Origin of the sequence: Aeromonas sp. S2(2024), assembly GCF_041402505.1 — a bacterium.
Classification (GTDB): domain Bacteria; phylum Pseudomonadota; class Gammaproteobacteria; order Enterobacterales; family Aeromonadaceae; genus Aeromonas; species Aeromonas media.
On record NZ_JBGLRL010000012.1, the window covers coordinates 50414 to 67866 of the forward strand.

11 protein-coding genes are annotated in these 17453 nt (G+C 63.2%); 6 read left to right on the forward strand and 5 right to left on the reverse strand.

The window, feature by feature from the left end:
• Window positions 1-27 precede the first annotated feature (27 nt).
• Genes ACB039_RS13495 through ACB039_RS13510 form a run of 4 tightly spaced genes read left to right on the forward strand, consistent with a single transcriptional unit; the run spans window position 28 to window position 4263 of the window.
• Window positions 28-1167: an efflux RND transporter periplasmic adaptor subunit gene (locus ACB039_RS13495; RefSeq protein WP_139751152.1), complete on the forward strand. Its 1140-nt coding sequence runs from the start codon at window positions 28-30 to the stop codon at window positions 1165-1167.
• Window positions 1160-1849: an ABC transporter ATP-binding protein gene (locus ACB039_RS13500; protein ID WP_182788302.1), complete on the forward strand. Its 690-nt coding sequence runs from the start codon at window positions 1160-1162 to the stop codon at window positions 1847-1849. The genes ACB039_RS13495 and ACB039_RS13500 overlap by 8 nt, the downstream gene beginning before the upstream one ends.
• Window positions 1850-3064 carry an ABC transporter permease gene (locus ACB039_RS13505; RefSeq protein WP_290071710.1) on the forward strand — a complete coding sequence of 405 codons (1215 nt, stop codon included), beginning with the start codon at window positions 1850-1852 and terminating at the stop codon, window positions 3062-3064. It begins immediately after the preceding gene.
• Window positions 3064-4263: an ABC transporter permease gene (locus ACB039_RS13510; protein ID WP_371165861.1), complete on the forward strand. Its 1200-nt coding sequence runs from the start codon at window positions 3064-3066 to the stop codon at window positions 4261-4263. The genes ACB039_RS13505 and ACB039_RS13510 overlap by 1 nt, the downstream gene beginning before the upstream one ends.
• Here ACB039_RS13510 and ACB039_RS13515 read toward each other — a convergent pair.
• Window positions 4260-6716 carry a diguanylate cyclase domain-containing protein gene (locus ACB039_RS13515; RefSeq protein WP_371165862.1) on the reverse strand — a complete coding sequence of 819 codons (2457 nt, stop codon included), beginning with the start codon at window positions 6714-6716 and terminating at the stop codon, window positions 4260-4262. The two genes, ACB039_RS13510 and ACB039_RS13515, sit on opposite strands and share 4 nt — an antisense overlap.
• 355 nt (window positions 6717-7071) lie before the next feature.
• On the opposite strand from ACB039_RS13515, the gene ACB039_RS13520 reads away from it, so the two are divergent.
• On the forward strand, window positions 7072-8088 hold the full coding sequence (locus ACB039_RS13520; protein ID WP_371165863.1) for a lipoate--protein ligase A: 1017 nt from the start codon (window positions 7072-7074) through the stop codon (window positions 8086-8088).
• Window positions 8089-8261: 173 nt separating this feature from the next.
• On the forward strand, window positions 8262-9956 hold the full coding sequence (locus ACB039_RS13525) for an aspartate aminotransferase family protein (protein WP_371165864.1): 1695 nt from the start codon (window positions 8262-8264) through the stop codon (window positions 9954-9956).
• A 207-nt stretch (window positions 9957-10163) separates the two neighbouring features.
• Here ACB039_RS13525 and ACB039_RS13530 read toward each other — a convergent pair whose 3' ends face one another.
• The 4 genes from ACB039_RS13530 to ACB039_RS13545 form a co-directional block, all read right to left on the reverse strand.
• The gene (locus tag ACB039_RS13530) at window positions 10164-11699 is read right to left on the reverse strand and encodes a toxin (protein ID WP_371165865.1); all 1536 of its coding nucleotides are present in this window, start codon (window positions 11697-11699) and stop codon (window positions 10164-10166) included.
• Window positions 11700-12119: 420 nt separating this feature from the next.
• Window positions 12120-12482, reverse strand: coding sequence for a copper-binding protein (locus ACB039_RS13535; RefSeq protein WP_371165866.1), 363 nt, complete (start codon window positions 12480-12482; stop codon window positions 12120-12122).
• A 58-nt stretch (window positions 12483-12540) separates the two neighbouring features.
• On the reverse strand, window positions 12541-15669 hold the full coding sequence (locus ACB039_RS13540; RefSeq protein WP_182788316.1) for an efflux RND transporter permease subunit: 3129 nt from the start codon (window positions 15667-15669) through the stop codon (window positions 12541-12543).
• Between the two features lie 73 nt (window positions 15670-15742).
• The gene (locus ACB039_RS13545; RefSeq protein WP_371165867.1) at window positions 15743-17257 is read right to left on the reverse strand and encodes an efflux RND transporter periplasmic adaptor subunit; all 1515 of its coding nucleotides are present in this window, start codon (window positions 17255-17257) and stop codon (window positions 15743-15745) included.
• Between the last annotated feature and the right edge of the window lie 196 nt (window positions 17258-17453).

Genomic DNA, 17453 nt, shown 5'->3' on the forward strand with positions numbered 1-17453 from the left:
CGGGAGTGAACAGCGAAAGGATGCGCGATGAAGAGAGGTTGGCTGTGGTGGGGAAGTGGCGCCGTGCTGGCGGTGGCTGCCGTGGCATGGTGGTGGCGACCGCAGCCGACGCCGATCAGGCTGACTGAGGTCGGGCGCGGGGATGTGCTGGTCACTGTGGTCAACACCCGGGCCGGCACCATCAAGTCGTGCCAGCGGGCGGGGCTCAGTCTGCCCGGCGGCGGCGTGGTGGCGCAGATCGCCGTCAAGGCCGGAGACAGAGTGGCAAAGGGGGATCTGCTACTGACCCTCTGGAGCGACGATATCCGCGCCGATCTCAGCCGCGCCCTCGCCCAGCAGGCCCTTGGCAAGACCCAGCGCGAGGAGCGCTGCAGCGAGGCGGCCTACTACGAGCGAGAAGCCAGTCGGCTGGCCACCTTGCTGGCCAAGAACCTCACCTCCCGCACCCTGGCCGAGCAGGCCCAGAACCTGGCCGATACCCGCCGCTATATCTGCCGGGCATCCCGTCAGCAGGAGCGGGTCGACGAGGCGCTGGTCGCCCAGGTCGAAGCCCGCCTGAGCGAGCGCCGCCTGCAGGCGCCGTTTGCCGGTGTGGTGGCCGAGGTCAACAGCAAGCTGGGCGAATACATGACTCCTTCGCCCCCCGGGGTGGCCATGCCCCCCGTCATCGATCTCATCAACGATAACTGCCTCTATGTCTCCGCCCCCATCGATGAGGTGGATGCTGCTCGTCTCAAGGTGGGCCAGAGCGCCCGGGTACTGCTCGATGCCATGCCCGGGCGCGACTTTGCCGCCACCGTCACCCGTATCGCCCCCTATGTGAAGGAGCTGGAGAAGCAGGCTCGCACCGTGGAGGTGGAGGCGGTACTCACCGCTCCGCCCGACGACGTACCTTTGCTCATCGGCTACAGCGCCGACCTTGAGGTCGAGGTGACCCGTGCCACCGAGGTGTTGCGGGTGGCGGCCAGCAGCCGGGCCGACGATGGCAGCGTGCTGCGGCTGGAGGGGGAGCGGCTGGTGCGGGTGCTGCCCCGCTGGGGCGTGGAGAACTGGAACTGGATTGAGGTGGCAGAGGGGCTCGCCGCCGGTGATCGGCTGGCGGCCCAGCCCGGTCAGATTGTCGGGGAGGGGCCTTTCAGCGCCGCCACGGAGCCGGCGGATGAGTGAGCTCATTCGCTTCGAAGCCGTCAGCCGTCGTTTCACTCTGGGGGGGAGCGAAGTGGCCGCCCTCGATCGCGTTTCTCTGCGGGTTGCCGAGGGGGAATATCTGGCTGTGATGGGCCCCTCGGGTTCGGGCAAATCGACCCTGCTCAACGTGCTGGGGCTGCTGGACAGGCCCGACGAGGGGTGTTACTGGCTGGGGGGCGAGGACACCGCCACCCTGCCAGAGCCGGCGCTGGCCCGACTGCGCGGCCATCGCATCGGCTTCGTGTTCCAGTCGTTTCACCTTGTCTCCCGCCTCACCGCCCGTGAAAACGTCGAGTTGCCGCTGATGCTGTGCGGGATTGCCCCCGCCGAGCGTCATCGCCGCAGCCAGCGCCTTCTGGAGGAGCTGGGGCTGGACAACCGGGCCGACCACAGGCCCGCAGAGCTCTCAGGCGGTCAGCGTCAGCGGGTAGCCATCGCCCGGGCCATGGCGATGGCACCGCGGCTGATCCTGGCGGACGAGCCCACCGGCAATCTGGACTCCCGCTCCGGGGAGGAGGTGATCACCCTGCTCGAGGGGCTCAACCGGGAGCAGGGCATTACCCTGGTGGTGGTAACCCACGATCCGCGCCTCGGTGAACGGGCGGGCAGGCGGATCCTGATGAACGATGGCCGTATCAGCAGCGACAGCGGTGGGGACTGAATGCGGCGCCCCGATGCCATCCGCTTCGCCGCCGTGGCGTTATTGCGTCAGCGTTCACGGGCACTGGTGCTGATCCTGGCGGTCAGCCTGAGCGTCACCTCGGTGCTGCTGCTCACCGCGCTGGGGGAGGGAGCGAGACGCTACGTCGCCGACCAGTTCAGCTCCCTTGGCAAGGATCTGCTGGTGATGTTCCCGGGCCGCAAGGAGACCACCGGCGGGCTGCCGCCGGTCACCGGCAACAGCCTGCGGCAGATCACCCTCGACGACATGCACTACCTTGGCCAGCATCAACCCCAGCTCAGGCTGGTGCCGCTGGTGATGGGCTTTGCCGAGGCCAAGCAGGGGGCGCGGTTGCGCCAGACCATGCTGCTTGGCAGCAGCAACGGGCTGCGTGATACCCACGGGCTGGAACTGCTCTCCGGCCGCTGGCTGCCGGGAGATGCCGCAGAGGATCGACCGGTCGTCCTGCTCGGGGCCGTGGCGGCCCGGGAGCTGTTCGGTCAGGCGGATCCGGTCGGCCAGTGGCTGCGTTTTGACAATCGCCGCTTTCGGGTGGTGGGAGTCTTCACCAGTCAGAGCAGCAATCTGGGGATGGACATGGCCGAGGCGGCGCTGATCCCGGTCGGCAGCGCCATGCGGCTGTTCAATACCGAGGGGCTGTTTCGCCTGCTGATCCAGCCGCTGGCGGGGCAAGCAGTGCCCCCGCTGGTCAAGCGACTGGAGCAACTGATGCAGGCGCGCCACGGGGTGCTCGATGTGACCGTGGTGCGCCGTGACGCCATGCTGGCCACCTTCTCTACCATTCTGGCCACCCTCACCCTGGCGGTCGCCGGCATCGGCGCCATCAGCCTGCTGGTCTCCGGCATCATGATGATGAATCTGGCGCTGATCAGCACCCGTCAGCGCACCGGCGAGATCGGCCTGCTCAAGGCGCTGGGGGCCGACAGTCGCCAGATCCGCCAGCTGTTCTTGTGGGAGGCGCTGCTGCTGAGCGGCAGTGGTGCGCTTTTTGGCACGGCCCTGGGCTATGCCCTGGTCGCTATCGCCGGGTTGATCTGGCCCAGCTTCCCGGCGGCAGTCCCTCTGCTCGCGACCCTCTGTACCCTGCCGGCGGCTCTGCTGACCGGGCTCTTCTTCAGCTGGCTGCCCGCCTCCCGGGCGGCACGGCAAGATCCGGTCAGCAGCCTGCGCAGCGGGCAATGGAGCGGTGGCTGATGCGCCTCGCCGATCTGCTGTTCTGGCTCTGGCGCGCCCTGCTGGCCGGGCGCAGTCGCAGCCTGCTGTCGGCGCTGGGTATCGCCATCGGGATTGCCTCGGTGACCCTGCTCACCGGTATCGGCGAGGGGCTCAGGCTCTATCTGCTCGACAGTTTCTCCCAATTTGGCACCCGGCTGATCGCGGTGACCCCGGGCAAGACCGAAACCGCCGGCGGGCCGCCCGGCATCCTCTCCAGCAGCCGTCCCCTGCTGCTGGAGGATGCCGATGCCCTCGCCAGATTGCCGGGGGTAGAAGCGGCGCTCCCTGTGGTGCAGGGGCAGGGGGAGGTGCGCAGCCGCGGGTTGACCCGCAGCACCGCCATTCTGGGTACCGGCCCGGCGGCGCTCTCCGGCTGGCGGCTCACCCTGGTGCAGGGGCGTTTTCTGCCCGCGGATGACAGCGCCATGCCCCGCGCCTATGCGGTGCTGGGCGCCAAGGTGGCGGCGGAGCTCTTCCCTGGCGGCGATGCGCCGGGGAGTCTGCTGCGCGCCGGTGATCGTCGTTTTCGGGTGGCGGGGGTGCTGGCCCCCAAGGGGCAGTTTCTCGGCTTCGATCTGGACGACATGATCTATCTGCCCGCCGCCCATGCCCAGGCGTTGTTCAACAAGGAGGGGTTGCAGGAGATCGACGTCATCTATCGCGCCGGGCAGACGGAGGCCGACATCTCCGCCCAGATCCGGCGGGTGCTGATCGCTCGCCACGGCGCCGAGGATTTCACCCTCACTTCCCAGCAGGACATGCTGGCCAGCCTCGACAAGATCCTCTCCATCATCAAGCTGGCGGTCGGTGGGCTCGGCATCATCTCGCTGCTGATCGGGGCGGTTGGCATCTTCAGCATCATGAGCATCGCCCAGCAGGAGCGGATCCCCGAGGTGGGCTTGCTGATGGCGCTGGGCTGCCCACGGCGGCGCATTCTATTGTTGTTCCTGCTCGAAGCCGTGGTGCTGGCGCTGCTGGGCGGAGCCATGGGACTGGCCCTGCTCGGCGGGCTCAAGCTGCTGCTCGCCTTGCTGGCGTCTGGGTTGCCGCTCACCCTCCATCCTCTCTATCTGCTGCTGGCGCTCGGTTGCAGCGCGCTGGTCGGCCTGCTGGCCGGGGTCGCCCCCGCCTTGCGGGCGGTGCGCCTCGACCCCGTGGTCGCCCTGCGGGGGGACTAGGGGATGGCCTCTGCAATCTGTTGGGGGTCGCCAGCCTTGAACAGCGGGAAATAACGCCTGTCCGCCTGGCTCATGTGGCCGACCACCAGCTCCTGAATGATGAAGTTGAGCAGCTCGTCGTTGCCGAGCGTCCCCGCCCTGGCGGCGGTCATCAGCTGGGAGGCCTTGTCCAGCAATCTCTGGTGATCCAGTCGATGGCTGGCGAGCTCCCCGTAGTCGCACGCTGCCAGCATCTGCTCCTCGAAGGCAAAGTGCTGGCGGGTCATCACGAACAGGCTCTCCAGACTCTCCAAAAACTGCCCGGATTGTTCGCCCTGATCCTTCATGTGCTCCAGCAGGCGATTGGCCAGCATGAAGAGCCGATGATGCTCGGCATCGATACGGGGATGGCCGCATGCATGGCCGGGATGCCACAGCAGGGTTCCCTGCGCCGGATCCCAGGTGGCCGTGAACAGGCAAACCCGGCCACGCCCCTGGTTCTTCGCCTGATACATGGCTTGATCGGCGTGGTGCATCAGGGTCTTCGGGTCGGCACCGTGTTCCGGATAGAGGGCGACCCCAATGCTGCTGGAGATGCGCAGCGCCTGCTGTTCAATCTGGAATGCATGGTGCAGGCTCTGGTGCAGCTTGTCGGCCACCGCCAGCGCGCCATCGCCGGTATCGGGCAGCAGAACCACGAATTCATCGCCGCCGAGCCGCACCACCAGGTCGTCCTCTCGCACGCAATGGCCCATGCGCTCGGCCACCAGCTTGAGCAGCCGGTCTCCGGTCTCGTGGCCGAAGGTGTCGTTGATCGGCTTGAAGTGATCGAGATCGATGAAGATGAGGGCCAGGGGGCGGTCGGGCTCCTGCTGCAGCCTCTCTTTCAGCCGCTGTTGCAGCAGGCGGCGATTGGGCAGGCCGGTGAGGGGATCATGGAAGGCGAGGCGGCGCATCATCTCCTCCCGGGCCGCCCATTCGGTGACATCCCGGGTCACCCCCAGAATGGCATCCGGCCGCTCCCGGGCGTTGCCGTGCAAGGTGGTGATCGTCTCGATGGCCACCAGATGGCCATCCTTGTGGCGCAACTGGGAGTGGATGACGCAGCGGGTCTGGGCCTGTTCACCCCGTTGCCAGGCGGCCAGGGCGGCGGTGATCTCGTCGCGCAGCTGCCTTCTGGATTCGTCGGGCAACAGTTGCTTGAGGGACATAGTGAAGAGCTCGGCGGGCTCATAACCGCTGAGGGGGCCGATGGCCGGGCTGACGTAACGAAAGCGCAGGGAGGCGGTATCCATGGTCCAGATCACGTCGGCGCTGTTCTCCGCCACGAAGCGGTAGTGCTGCTCGCGCTGGGCCAGTTCCCGGGTGAGCCGCTGGCGATCCCGCGCCTCCTGGCGCAGCCGCAGATGGAGGTACAGGAAGATGCCGAGCAGCACCAGCAGGCTGAAGGTGATCAGGATGGCCACCGCCACGCTCCTGTCGAGTAGTTGCCGCTGCTGGTGCAGGCGGGCCTGGGCCGGGTCGTAGATGAAGGGGGCCAGGCTGGGCATGGCCTTGAGCATGCCCGCGTCCAGATAGGTTCTGGCGATCTGTTGCCAGCGCTCCTGCTGCATGTAGCCAGGCTCGATGAGATCCGGCTGCATCAGCGCCCGGGTTTCGCGGGCCTCGAACGCCAACCGCTCACGACCAGCACCACTCGGGTACTGCACCATGATCAGGTCGATCATCTCTTCGGGATGGTCCATGGCATAGCGCCACCCCTTGAGGCTCGCCTGCAGGAAGGCATGGACCCGCTCCTGACGGGTGACGAGCTCGTGTTCGGAGGTGAACAGGTTGTCCCCGTAGAAGTCAAAGCCCATGGCGCGCGGGCTGAAGACCCGATAGGGGATCCCTCTCTGTTGCAGATAGAAGGGCTCGGTGGAGCTGTAGGCACTGATGGCATCCACCTTGCCTGTCAACAGCGCCTGCACGCCCTGTTCGTAGGGGAGGGTGTTCCACTGTCTGGTCTGCGTATAGTGGTGAAGATAGGTCAGCAGCTCGTTGGAGCCCGGCTCCAGCATCAGGCGCTTGTTGGCCAGGTCCGCCGGGGTGCGGATATCGGGTCTGTCCAGGGTGAGCAGTACCAGGGGAGAGTGCTGCAACATGGCGGCGAGCACCACCACGGGTCGCCCTGCGGCCCGGGCCAGCAGCAGATCGCTGCCCCGGATGCCGAACTGGGCCCTGCCCGTGGTCACCTCGTTGATCACATCGGTGTGGGGGCCTGCCTCGCGCAGGGTGACCCGCAAACCGGCGTCCCGATAAAAGCCCTTGGCGATGGCGGCATAGTAGCCGGCAAACTGGAACTGATGCTGCCATGGCAGTTGCACTATGACGTGCTCGTCTGCTCGGAGGGGAAGCGTGATCAGGGTGGATATCACCACCCAGATGGACAGGAGCCAGCATCTACGCTGGCAGGGGGCATCGGACTCCGTCATACCGCGATTCTCTCGGGAGGTGCTCTGCTGGCTAGAGTCAAACAATTTCTGGTTATCCGCAAGGGGAGAGAAGCCCATAAAGAGGGGCGATGCGTGGCATTAAAAGTCATTTTTGTGTCATTCATCACGCGCAATGAGGAAATGGTACATTTTTGAGCCTTATCCGACCTTGTCACGGGCCCTGTCATGGGGGCAAACCGTCATCCTCCCTCCTTGCGGCTGTTATCGCGCCGGTTGCTGCTGGGCTGCATCTTCAGGCCTTCTGTGCCACCTCGTATTGCCACTGTGGCCAGGAGAGGACGCCCCGTGGGGACGGTGGTATGGTAGTCTCCCCTTTTTCCAATGAGGTCCCCCCATGTCTTCCCTGCGCCTGCTGGTCTCCGACTCCCACGCTCCCCTGTTCAACCTGGCGGTGGAAGAGTGCATCTTCCGCCAGATGGATCCCGCCCAGCGGGTGCTGTTCCTGTGGCGCAACGCCAATACCGTGGTGATCGGCCGGGCCCAGAATCCGTGGAAGGAGTGCAATACTCGCCGGATGGAAGAGGACGGGGTGACCCTGGCCCGGCGCAGCAGCGGGGGCGGGGCCGTGTTTCACGACCTTGGCAACAGCTGCTTCACCTTCATGGCGGGCAAGCCCGGCTATGACAAGAGCGTCTCCACCGCCATCGTGCTGGATGCGCTGAGGCGGCTCGGGGTCGAGGCCTTTGCCTCCGGTCGCAACGATTTGCTGGTGGCGACTCCGGACGGGGATCGCAAGGTGTCGGGCTCCGCCTACCGGGAGACCCAGGATCGCGGCTTTCACCACGGCACCCTGCTGTTGGACGCCGACCTTGGCCGACTCGCCAACTACCTCAATCCCGATCCCAAGAAGCTGGCGGCCAAGGGGATCAGCTCGGTACGCAGCCGGGTCGCGAACCTCTGCGATCTGCTGCCGGGGATCGACCATCAACAGGTGAGCGAGGCGCTAGTCGAGGCCTTCTTCGGCTACTACGGTGAGCGGGTGCTACCCGAGCATATCTCCCCCGAACAGATGCCCGACCTGCCAGGCTTTGCCGAGACCTTCGCCCGTCAGCGCAGCTGGGAGTGGAACTTCGGTCACGCCCCGGCGTTCAGCCATCAGCTGGACGAGCGCTTCGGCTGGGGCGGGGTGGAGCTGCACTTCGACGTGGAGAAGGGGGTGATAGGGAGGGCGCAGATCTTCAGCGACAGCCTGGATCCGGCCCCTCTGGATGTGCTGGCCGAGCGGCTGGTGGGCGCGTCCTACCGACCCGAGGCGATGGCGGTGCTGTTGCGCCAGCTGATGAGCGAGTTCCCGGCCAGGGCCCACGAGCTGGCGGAACTGGAGGCCTGGCTGGTGACGGCGCTACGCTGAGACGCTTGACCCGGATCACGAAACGGAGCAAGCCATCCGTCGCCGGTTTGTCGTCAGCCCGCGACTGTCGCGGTCATGATAAAAAGTAGGGCAGACCATTAGTTATTGTCGCTGTTTCCTGTGCCGCCCCGGGGGTATAACCGGGACACATTTGCAGTACTAATGGTCTTGTCATGAACGATCTTGTCTATCTGAAAGAGGAAGGCGTCAACGCCGTCCACCCCGACTTCTCCGCCCGTTTTGCCACCGTCAAAGCCAATTTCTTCTCGCGCAACCCCGATCTCTGGCCGGTGTTCCGCGAACCCGGCTTCGCCACCCTCAACGAGTTTCGCGCCCGTGGCCTGGCCCCGGATGCGCGCCTCAATGCCTGGCCCGATGGCCGTGCCCGCCTCGCCGACTTGTGCGAGACCATGCCGGTGCCCGCACAGATGCGCACCCCGGGTGAACCCATGACCGAGCTGCTGTTTGCCGGCGCCCTCTCCAAAGACTGGGAGAACCCCTCCAGCGTCGAGAACGTCATCACCATGTCGGCGGATCCCGCCATCTATGGCGCCCAGATGGGGATCCTCGCCAACCCCAACCTGGTCTACTCCGAATATGCCGGGGTGGCCGAGGAGCTCGAAAAAAAGGTGGTACGCCAGATTGCCCTGCTGGCGGGTTACGACCCGGCCCGCGCCACCGGCATCTTCACCCAGGGGGGGACCTTCTGTAACCTCTATGGCTATCTGCTCGGCATTCGCAAGAGTTTGCCAGAGGCCAAGCACAAGGGGCTCGGCCACTATCAGGATTACCGCATCATCAACTCCCAGGGCGGTCACTACTCCAACATCACCAACCTCTCCCTGCTCGGGGTCGACATCGAGAACAAGACCATCCGCATCCAGGTCGGCGAGAACAACGACATCGATCTGGTGGATCTCGAGCGTACCCTGACCGCCTGCTTTGCCCTCAAACACGTGGTGCCCACCATCATGCTCACCATGGGCACCACCGACACCTTCGGGGTGGATAGGGTGAAACCCGTGGTGGACCTGCGGGATCGGCTGTGCGAACGGTTCGAGGTGGCGGTCAAGCCCCACATCCACGTGGATGCTGCCATCGGCTGGTCGATGATCTTATTCCTGGATTACGACTTTGCCGCCAACCCGCTCGCGATCAACGCCGCGACGCTGGCCGGGATCGAGCGCAACGTGGCGCGCTTTGCGGAGCTGAAATTCGCCGACTCCTTCACCGTCGACTTCCAGAAGTGGGGCTATGTGCCTTACACCTCCAGCCTGGTGATGATCAAGGAGCGGGAGGACCTCAAGGCGATGGAGAATGACCCGGAAAACTTCTCCTACTTCGAGCGTGACATTCAGGGTCAGACCCACCTGCAGTCCACCATCGAGTGCTCCCGCGGGGCGAGCGGCCTGTTCGGCGCCTATGCGGCGCTCAACTACCTGGGGGTGGAGGGCTATCGCACCGTGCTGGCCCACTGCCTGCAAAACGCCAACTACTTCCGCTTCCGGTTAAGCCAGCTCGGCAACGTCAAGCTGGTGGCCCAGGAGAACCAGGGACCGAGCGTAGGCTTCAAGATCTACAACCCCGAGTGGGTGAGCGACCCGGAGGCCGAGTTCGCCTTCGAGCTGGCCCGCAGCCCGGACGCTGCCTACAAGGCGCGGCTGGCCCGCAACACCGAATACCACCGCAACCTGTTCAAGCAGCGCGGCAAGGTGGGGCTCTACACCAACTGGGTGGAGGCGGTGGCGCACTCGGAATACGACGAGCGCGGCAAGTACTCCTACATCGCCGGCGAGAAGGCGGTCTTCATGAACCCGGCCTGCACCCGCGAACAGATCGACGCCTTTATCGAGCATATTCGCGGCTGACGGCAGATTATCCATATGGAAAATGGGCAGGAATGACCTGCCCATTTTTATTTCACACCTTCTCTATATGAGGTGTTCCTTGTTGGCATGAAATATTGCGCCAAGGGGTTGATAGTCGGTCAAGAGTATCACCCGCAATGACAATTCAATAATGTCGACGCAAGTGCGCCGGCACGATATCTTCAGTCAATATTGAGCTCTCTGATTTCAGGGGTTGGGGACAGCACTGGCGCAGTCATATTGTTCACCCTTTAATCCCATGACATCACAAGTGACAGCCAACACATCGTTGGGTCTGGCCCAGGCAGGATCCCAACCACCCATGGGTTCATCATGGCGTTTGTCTTTATAAAGATCCCACATAATCATGCCGGAAGGGGCATATTTGGCAGTGCGGGTGGCAATTTCATGAAGCAGTTCTTTGCTCAACAACAAATTACCTGTCGCCGGTCTGCCTACTTCAAAACCGACCGTGATAGGGGGGGCTATCAATAACTTCTGGGGCTGAATGGATGCCATAGCATAGCTCGGTGAACCTTTTACCACCGCGTGTCCTGGGCGTACGGTGTCACCGGATTTCAACCAGTTGAAGAACGAACCGTAGTAATAATCAACTTGTCCTGCCAGATCGCAGGGAATATTGGTGTCTCCGCCACAATCTGTTTCACTCAGATCATAGGACATGATGCCGATGGTGCTGAGTCGGTCAACCAGTTCCGGATATTGCAGTGCCGCATTGTAAATCAATCCGTATAAATTGCCGCCCCACCAAGCACCGCCATAGGTATTGCTGGTATGGGCATTACTGCCCCAGTTGGCAGACATGTTCGGGATCCCGCCGGTTGCCGGGGCTGCGGTGCTCAGTGCCAGCTCAGGATTGATGGTATCGATGGCGCTGTAGAGGGAACGCATGATGGCCGCAAACTTGTCGACGGTATCCGGCATGATCCTGGGATAGGGTTGTTCAGCTGGAACGAGCTGCATGTTGTCATCGTAGACCAGCACGCCCTTACCCTGGCTCATCAGGCTGGCGGTGTCGATATATTCCACGTTGTTGGCTGGCGGTTGCACCGAATCCGGAGTCAGTCGCCAGCTGTAGGCGTTGAGATCCGCGTGCCAGAACTCCTCGTAATCGAGATCGATGCCTGCCACGCCAAGATCATTGGCCAATTGCACCACATTCAGATATGCCTGATCCGCAACCGGGCCGGATATCGGGTTGTCAAAGCGATTGCGAGTACCAGGGTTGGGGAAGGAGTCGTATTTCTCCCCTGCTGGACCACAGGCATCGACCTTGCCTGCCGTCACATCGTAGTATTCCGGGATGCAGCTGAAATTCCAGCCCCCGACGGCGATATAGGTTTCGACCCCATTATTCTTGAAGGTATTGATGATATCCTTGAGTCGGGAAAAATCGGCTGTGGATTGATTATCTCTGGGCATTTTATTGGTTGCAGCCGTGTCGCAGACATAACCAAACAATCCGGTGCAGGCCAGATCATTTTGCGTGTAATTGACCAGGCTGGGCTGAACAAAGGACAGCACCAATTTATTGAAATTGCTCTTTTGACTGGCCACCTGTTGACTCAAGGCTTCCAGATTGGCCAGTGAAGCGTAGTAGGCGGGAGTATTGGCAGCGGCATCCGGGCCACTCAGATAGTAGGCTGCTATTTCCGGGGATTGTGCCATGGCACCACCGGTGAACAGCAACGTGATGGCACCGAACAGGGTATGATTTTTCATATAACATCCTTATTGTTCTCTACCTGAATGCAGTAGAGCCGAAAGCAATATGGTTGCTCTCATATAGATTTATATTGGTTAGGTTTATCGATCGTTTTATTGGTCTGATATGACTCCTGTCATGAATGAGGAGTCCTGATAGTAAGGGGAGATGGCTACTTTTTGCTGAATGTAAACTGAATGGTGAGCAATGATGTGTTATTAACAGGGTTGTTATTTTTACTATCTTCTTAAAGCTGCGCGGGTAATATCACGCCGAGTTTTAAAAGGTAGCCAAGCCTAATGAGTTTTTTATTTTCAAGGCTTGGGTGGTGTCACTCCAGTAGAAGGACAGGATGACTGGAAATATAAAGAAAAAGAGTATGGGAGGTGAAGAACAGCCACCTTCCATACCCGAATATCACTTCTACCGCTTGACGCTTACTGTTTCTGCAAGCGGGTGAGTGTCAGCTTTCCACCCGGGTTCTCGGCGTGGAAGCGCACCGCATCCCCCACCTTCAGACCCTGGATCAGGGCCGGATCGGCCACCCGAAACACCATGGTCATAGGGGGCATCTTGAGGTTGTCGATCGCCTCGTGCTTGATGCCTACCTTGCCGTTGGCCGCGTCGATGCGGCTGATGACCCCCTGGGTCATCGCCATCTCGCCCATCTCGTTCATGCCTTCCATTTGGCTCATCTGGCCCATGTCGTGGCCGGCATGGTTCATCATCTCCTCGGCTTGCAGGCTGGTGTGGGCGGCGAGACCAAGCAGCAGGGTCAGGGTCAGCGTCTTGTAGTTCATGGTGTTTCCTCGTCGTTTATTCACATTCTTGGTTGTTAAAAAGGGCGCAGCCACCGGGTTAGCCGGCGGATTGGTGCTCGGTCGCTCCCAGGTGCCGGCTGCGCCACAGGTAGTAGGCGGCGGGCAGCACCAGCAGGGTCAGCACCAGCGCGCTCACCATGCCGCCGATCATGGGGGCGGCGATGCGCTGCATCACCTCGGAGCCTGTGCCCTGGCTCCACATGATGGGCAACAGGCCGGCGATGATGGTCACCACCGTCATCATCTTGGGGCGCAGGCGCAGGGCGGCGCCGTGGATCACTGCCCGGTGCAGGCCCGCCTGGTCCGGCTTGCCGCAGGCCACGAGGTCATCCCAGGCGTGGTTGAGGTAGACCAGCATCAAGACACCGGTCTCCACCGCTACCCCGGCCAGGGCGATAAAGCCCACCCCGACCGCCACCGAGAGGTTGAAGTCGAGCAGCCAGAGGGTCCAGATCCCGCCTACCACCGCCAGCGGCAGGGTAGTGAGGATGAGCAGTACCTCCTGGAAGCGGCGAAACGCCAGATAGAGCAGCAGCACGATAATGGCGACCGTGAGCGGCACCACGTAGGCGAGGCGTGCCTTGGCCCGCTCCATGTATTCGTACTGACCGGACCAGGTGAGGGCGTAGCCCGCCGGCAGCACCAGCTGCTTGTCCACCTCGGTTTTGGCCTCTGCCACAAAAGAGCCGATGTCGCGGCCGCGAATATCCACGTAGACCCAGCCGTTGAGGCGCGCGTTTTCACTGCGCAGCATGGGCGCCTCGTCGCTGATGTAGACCCGGGCCACGTCCGCCAGCGCGATGCGCGCCCCGCTCGGCGTCACCAGCGGCAGCAGCTCAAGACTGGCCACAGAATCGCGATAGCTCTGGGGGTAGCGCAGGTTGATGGGGTAGCGCTCGCGCCCCTCGATGGTCTGCCCCACCTCCATGCCGCCCACTGCGGTGGCGAGCACCGCCTGCACGTCGGCGATGTTGAGGCCGTAGCGGGCCGCCTTGAGCCGGTCGATATCCACCTTCACATAGCGGCCGCCTGCTACCCGCTCGGCGTAGACCGATGAGGCGCCCTCCACCTTGCCGACTACTTGCTCAAGCTGTTGGCCGAGCTGCTGGATCACCTTGAGATCGGGCCCGGCAATCTTGATGCCGACCGGGGTCTTGATGCCGGTGGCCAGCATGTCGATACGGGTCTTGATGGGGGGCACCCAGGCGTTGGTGAGGCCGGGGAAGCGGATAAGGGAGTCGAGCTCCTCCTTGAGCTTCTCCGGGGTCATGCCGGGGCGCCACTGGTCACGGGGTTTGAGCTGGATGCTGGTCTCCATCATCACCAGATCGGCGGGGTCGGTGGCCGATTCTGCGCGCCCCGCCTTGCCGAACACGTTCTGCACCTCGGGCACGGTACGAATCAGCTTGTCGGTCTGCTGCAAAATCTCCCGCGCCTTGCCCACCGAGATATTGGCCGCGGTGGTGGGCATATACATGATGTCCCCCTCATCGAGCGGCGGAATGAATTCGGAGCCCAGGTACTTGAGGGGCCAGAAGCCCGCCACCGTCACCACGGCGGCGATGGCCAGCGTGGTTTTCGGACGGGCCAAGACGGCCTTGAGCAGCGGCACATAGCCCTGGCTTAGCCAGCGGTTGAGGGGGTTGGCCTGCTCCGCCAGCACCTTGCCACGGATGAAGTAGCCCATGATCACCGGCACCAGCGTGATGGCGAGCGCGGCCGCCGCCGCCATGGCATAGGTCTTGGTGTAGGCGAGCGGGTGGAACATCCGCCCCTCCTGCGCCTCCAGCGCAAACACTGGCAGGAAGCTGATGGTGATGATCAGCAGGGAGAAGAAGATGGCGGGCCCCACCTCGATGCTCGCCTCGACGATCACTTGCCAGCGGTTCTTCTCCGTCAGCTCGGTGCGCTCCATATGCTTGTGGACGTTCTCGATCATCACGATGGCGCCATCCACCATGGCGCCGATGGCGATGGCGATGCCCCCCAGCGACATGATGTTGGCGTTGATCCCCTGCAGGTGCATGACGATGAAGGCGGTCAGGATGGCGATGGGCAAGGAGATGACCACCACCAGGGATGAGCGCAGGTGAAACAGGAAGGCGAGGCAGACCAGCACCACCACCGCGAACTCCTCCAGCAGCTTGCCGGAGAGGTTGTCGATGGCGCGCTGGATAAGATCGGATCGATCGTAGACGGTGACGATCTCCACCCCTTCCGGCAGGCTACTTTTGAGCTCTGCGAGCCGTTTCTTGACCCCGTCTATGGTGTGCTGGGCGTTCTCGCCGAAACGCATGACGATGATGCCACCCACCACTTCCCCCTCGCCGTTAAGCTCGGCGACGCCGCGTCGACTCTGGGGGCCGGTGACCACATCCGCCACATCGCCCAGCAGCAGCGGGGCGCCGCGCACATTGGTACCGAGCGGGATCTGCTTCAGATCCTCAACGCTTTTCAGATAGCCGTTGGAGCGTACCATGTACTCCGCTTCCGCCATCTCGATGACGGAGGCGCCGGTCTCCTGGTTGCCCTGCTGGATGGCAGTCTCGATAAGGGAGAGCGGGATGCCGTAGGCGCGCAACTTGTCGGGATCGACCCGCACCTGATACTGGCGCACCATGCCACCCACGGTGGCGACCTCGGAGACGCCGTCCACCGTCTGCAGCTCGAACTTGAGCAACCAGTTCTGCAGCGACGTGAGCTCGCTCAAGTCGTGCTTGCCGGTTCTGTCCACCAGCGCGTACTGGTAGACCCAGCCCACCCCGGTAGCATCGGGGCCGAGCTGGGGGCGGGCGGAGGCGGGCAGGTTGGGCGCAACCTGGCTCAAATACTCCAGCACCCGGGCACGGGCCCAGTAGAGGTCGGTGTTGTCATCAAACAGCACATAGACGAAGGAGTCGCCGAAGAAGGAGTAGCCACGCACCGTGGTGGCCCCCGGCACCGCCAGCATGGCGGTGGTGAGCGGGTAGGTCACCTGATCCTCCACCACCTGGGGCGCCTGGCCCGGATAGGCCGTCTTGATGATCACCTGCACGTCGGAGAGATCCGGCAGGGCGTCCACCGGGGTCTGCTTGACCGACCAGAGCCCCCAGGCGGTAAGCATGACGGTCAGCAGCAGCACCAGAAAGCGGTTGCCCACGGACCAGCGAATAATCGACGGGATCATGATTGGGCTCCTTGCTCATTTGGTGCAGAGAGCTGAACCTGTTTGTCGGCAAGGTAGCAAATGATGGCAGGGATCATGACTTGGCTCCCATATCGTGTTGGCTATGGTCCATGCCTTCCATCTTGCCCATCTCATCCGTCGCGGGTTTAGCTGCGTCGCCGCTTGCTGGCGCTTTCTCCTGATGGATGGTGGTGATGCGGTACTCATCCCCCTCCTGCATCACCTGCAGATGGAGGGTTTGTCCCTCGGCCAGCTTGCTGATATCGACCCCCTCGGCCACGGTGAATTCCATCTCCATGGCGGGCCACTGCCACTCGGGGATGGGCTGGTGGGAGACCATCAGGGTGCGGTTGGCGAGATCGATGCTTTCAACCTCACCCTGGGTCCACACCTGGGCGGGGCGCACCGCCGTCATGCGCTGGAAGTCCGAATCGATGGCCGATTCGGAGTCGAGCAGGAACTGGGCCGAGCTGACGATGCTGTCCCCCGCTTCAACCCCCTCCTGGATGGCAACCTTGTCGCCAAACTGCGGGCCCAGGGTGACGGCCACCGACTTGAAGCTGCCATCCCCCAGCGCCAGCACCAGCCTGTCCTGGCTGCCGGTACGGATCACCGCTTCGCTCGGCACCACCAGCCGGGGTTCCCCCTGCCCGGAGCGAATGCTCACCTTGGCGAACATATTGGGTTTCAAGAACTCGTCGGGGTTGGCGAAGCGCAGCCGTACCTTGAGGGTGCGAGTGGCGGCATCCAGGGTCGGATAGAGGTAATCGACCCGGCCCTGCCAGTGACGGCCGGGGGCATAGTCCAGGGTCATGGTGACCGGATCACCCACCTTCAGCTGGGCCGCCTGGCGCTCGAACACCTCGGCACTCACCCACACCTGCTTGAGGGTGCTGATGTTGAACAGCGCTGCAGCGGGCTCCACGTACTGGCCCTCGCGCACCTTGAGCTCGGAGACATAACCGCTGCTCGGGGCATAGATGCGCACCGTCTCCTGCACCTGACGGCTGCGCTTGAGGGCCGCTATCTGATCCGCCGGCACCTGCAGGGATTTCAGCTTGCCCTCGGCGGCGCGCAGCAGCAGCGGGTTGGCTGTATTGAGCGCCAGCAGGTACTCGTGCTGGGCATTGACCAGATCCGGGGCGTAGAGCTCGTAAATCAGGCTTCCCTTGCTGACCTGCTGCCCCTCGCTCTTGATGGCGAGGGTGCGGATCCAGCCCGCCATGCGGGCGTTGACCGCCTCCAGCCGGTCTTCGTCATAGCCGACGTAGCCCACCGTCTCGATCTGCTGGTGGATGGGCAATCGTTCCACCTTGGTGAGCCGCACCCCCAGGTTCTGCTGGATCTCGGGGCTGATGGTGACGGTGCCCGGCGAGCCGCTCTTCTGCTCCTCGTAGACGGGAATAAAGTCCATCCCCATGTTGTCCTTGGCGGGGCCGTCGCGCTTGTCGCGCGGATCCATGGGGTTGACCCAGTAGAGGGGCGTCTTCTCGGCGCTGGCGCCATCCGTGGTCTGTTTGGCGGCCCAGTAGCCGCCGCCGGCGCCGAGGGCGAGCAGCAACGCCGCCATTAACAGGGTCTTGTTCATGACAGGCCTCCGGCACACAGCGGGCGGGAGGACAGTGCGCTACGGGGCGCGAACGTCTTGGGTGATGACATGGTACTTCTTCTCTCGTATCGGGCCGTCCGGCCGTGAGCGGATGCGGTGCAACAGGCACGTGGCGCTCGGCGGACTGGGTTGGCCGACAATGGGGGCAGGGCCGACGGATCGGCCGTGCACGGCA

Coding starts and splice junctions, on each gene's coding strand:
- ACB039_RS13510 (WP_371165861.1), top strand. CDS start 3,064: ATGCGCCTCGCCGATCTGCTGTTCTGGCTCTGGCGCGCCCTGCTGGCC.
- ACB039_RS13515 (WP_371165862.1), bottom strand. CDS start 6,716: ATGACGGAGTCCGATGCCCCCTGCCAGCGTAGATGCTGGCTCCTGTCC.
- ACB039_RS13525 (WP_371165864.1), top strand. CDS start 8,262: ATGAACGATCTTGTCTATCTGAAAGAGGAAGGCGTCAACGCCGTCCAC.
- ACB039_RS13540 (WP_182788316.1), bottom strand. CDS start 15,669: ATGATCCCGTCGATTATTCGCTGGTCCGTGGGCAACCGCTTTCTGGTG.
- ACB039_RS13535 (WP_371165866.1), bottom strand. CDS start 12,482: ATGAACTACAAGACGCTGACCCTGACCCTGCTGCTTGGTCTCGCCGCC.
- ACB039_RS13500 (WP_182788302.1), top strand. CDS start 1,160: ATGAGTGAGCTCATTCGCTTCGAAGCCGTCAGCCGTCGTTTCACTCTG.
- ACB039_RS13495 (WP_139751152.1), top strand. CDS start 28: ATGAAGAGAGGTTGGCTGTGGTGGGGAAGTGGCGCCGTGCTGGCGGTG.
- ACB039_RS13520 (WP_371165863.1), top strand. CDS start 7,072: ATGTCTTCCCTGCGCCTGCTGGTCTCCGACTCCCACGCTCCCCTGTTC.
- ACB039_RS13505 (WP_290071710.1), top strand. CDS start 1,850: ATGCGGCGCCCCGATGCCATCCGCTTCGCCGCCGTGGCGTTATTGCGT.
- ACB039_RS13530 (WP_371165865.1), bottom strand. CDS start 11,699: ATGAAAAATCATACCCTGTTCGGTGCCATCACGTTGCTGTTCACCGGT.
- ACB039_RS13545 (WP_371165867.1), bottom strand. CDS start 17,257: ATGAACAAGACCCTGTTAATGGCGGCGTTGCTGCTCGCCCTCGGCGCC.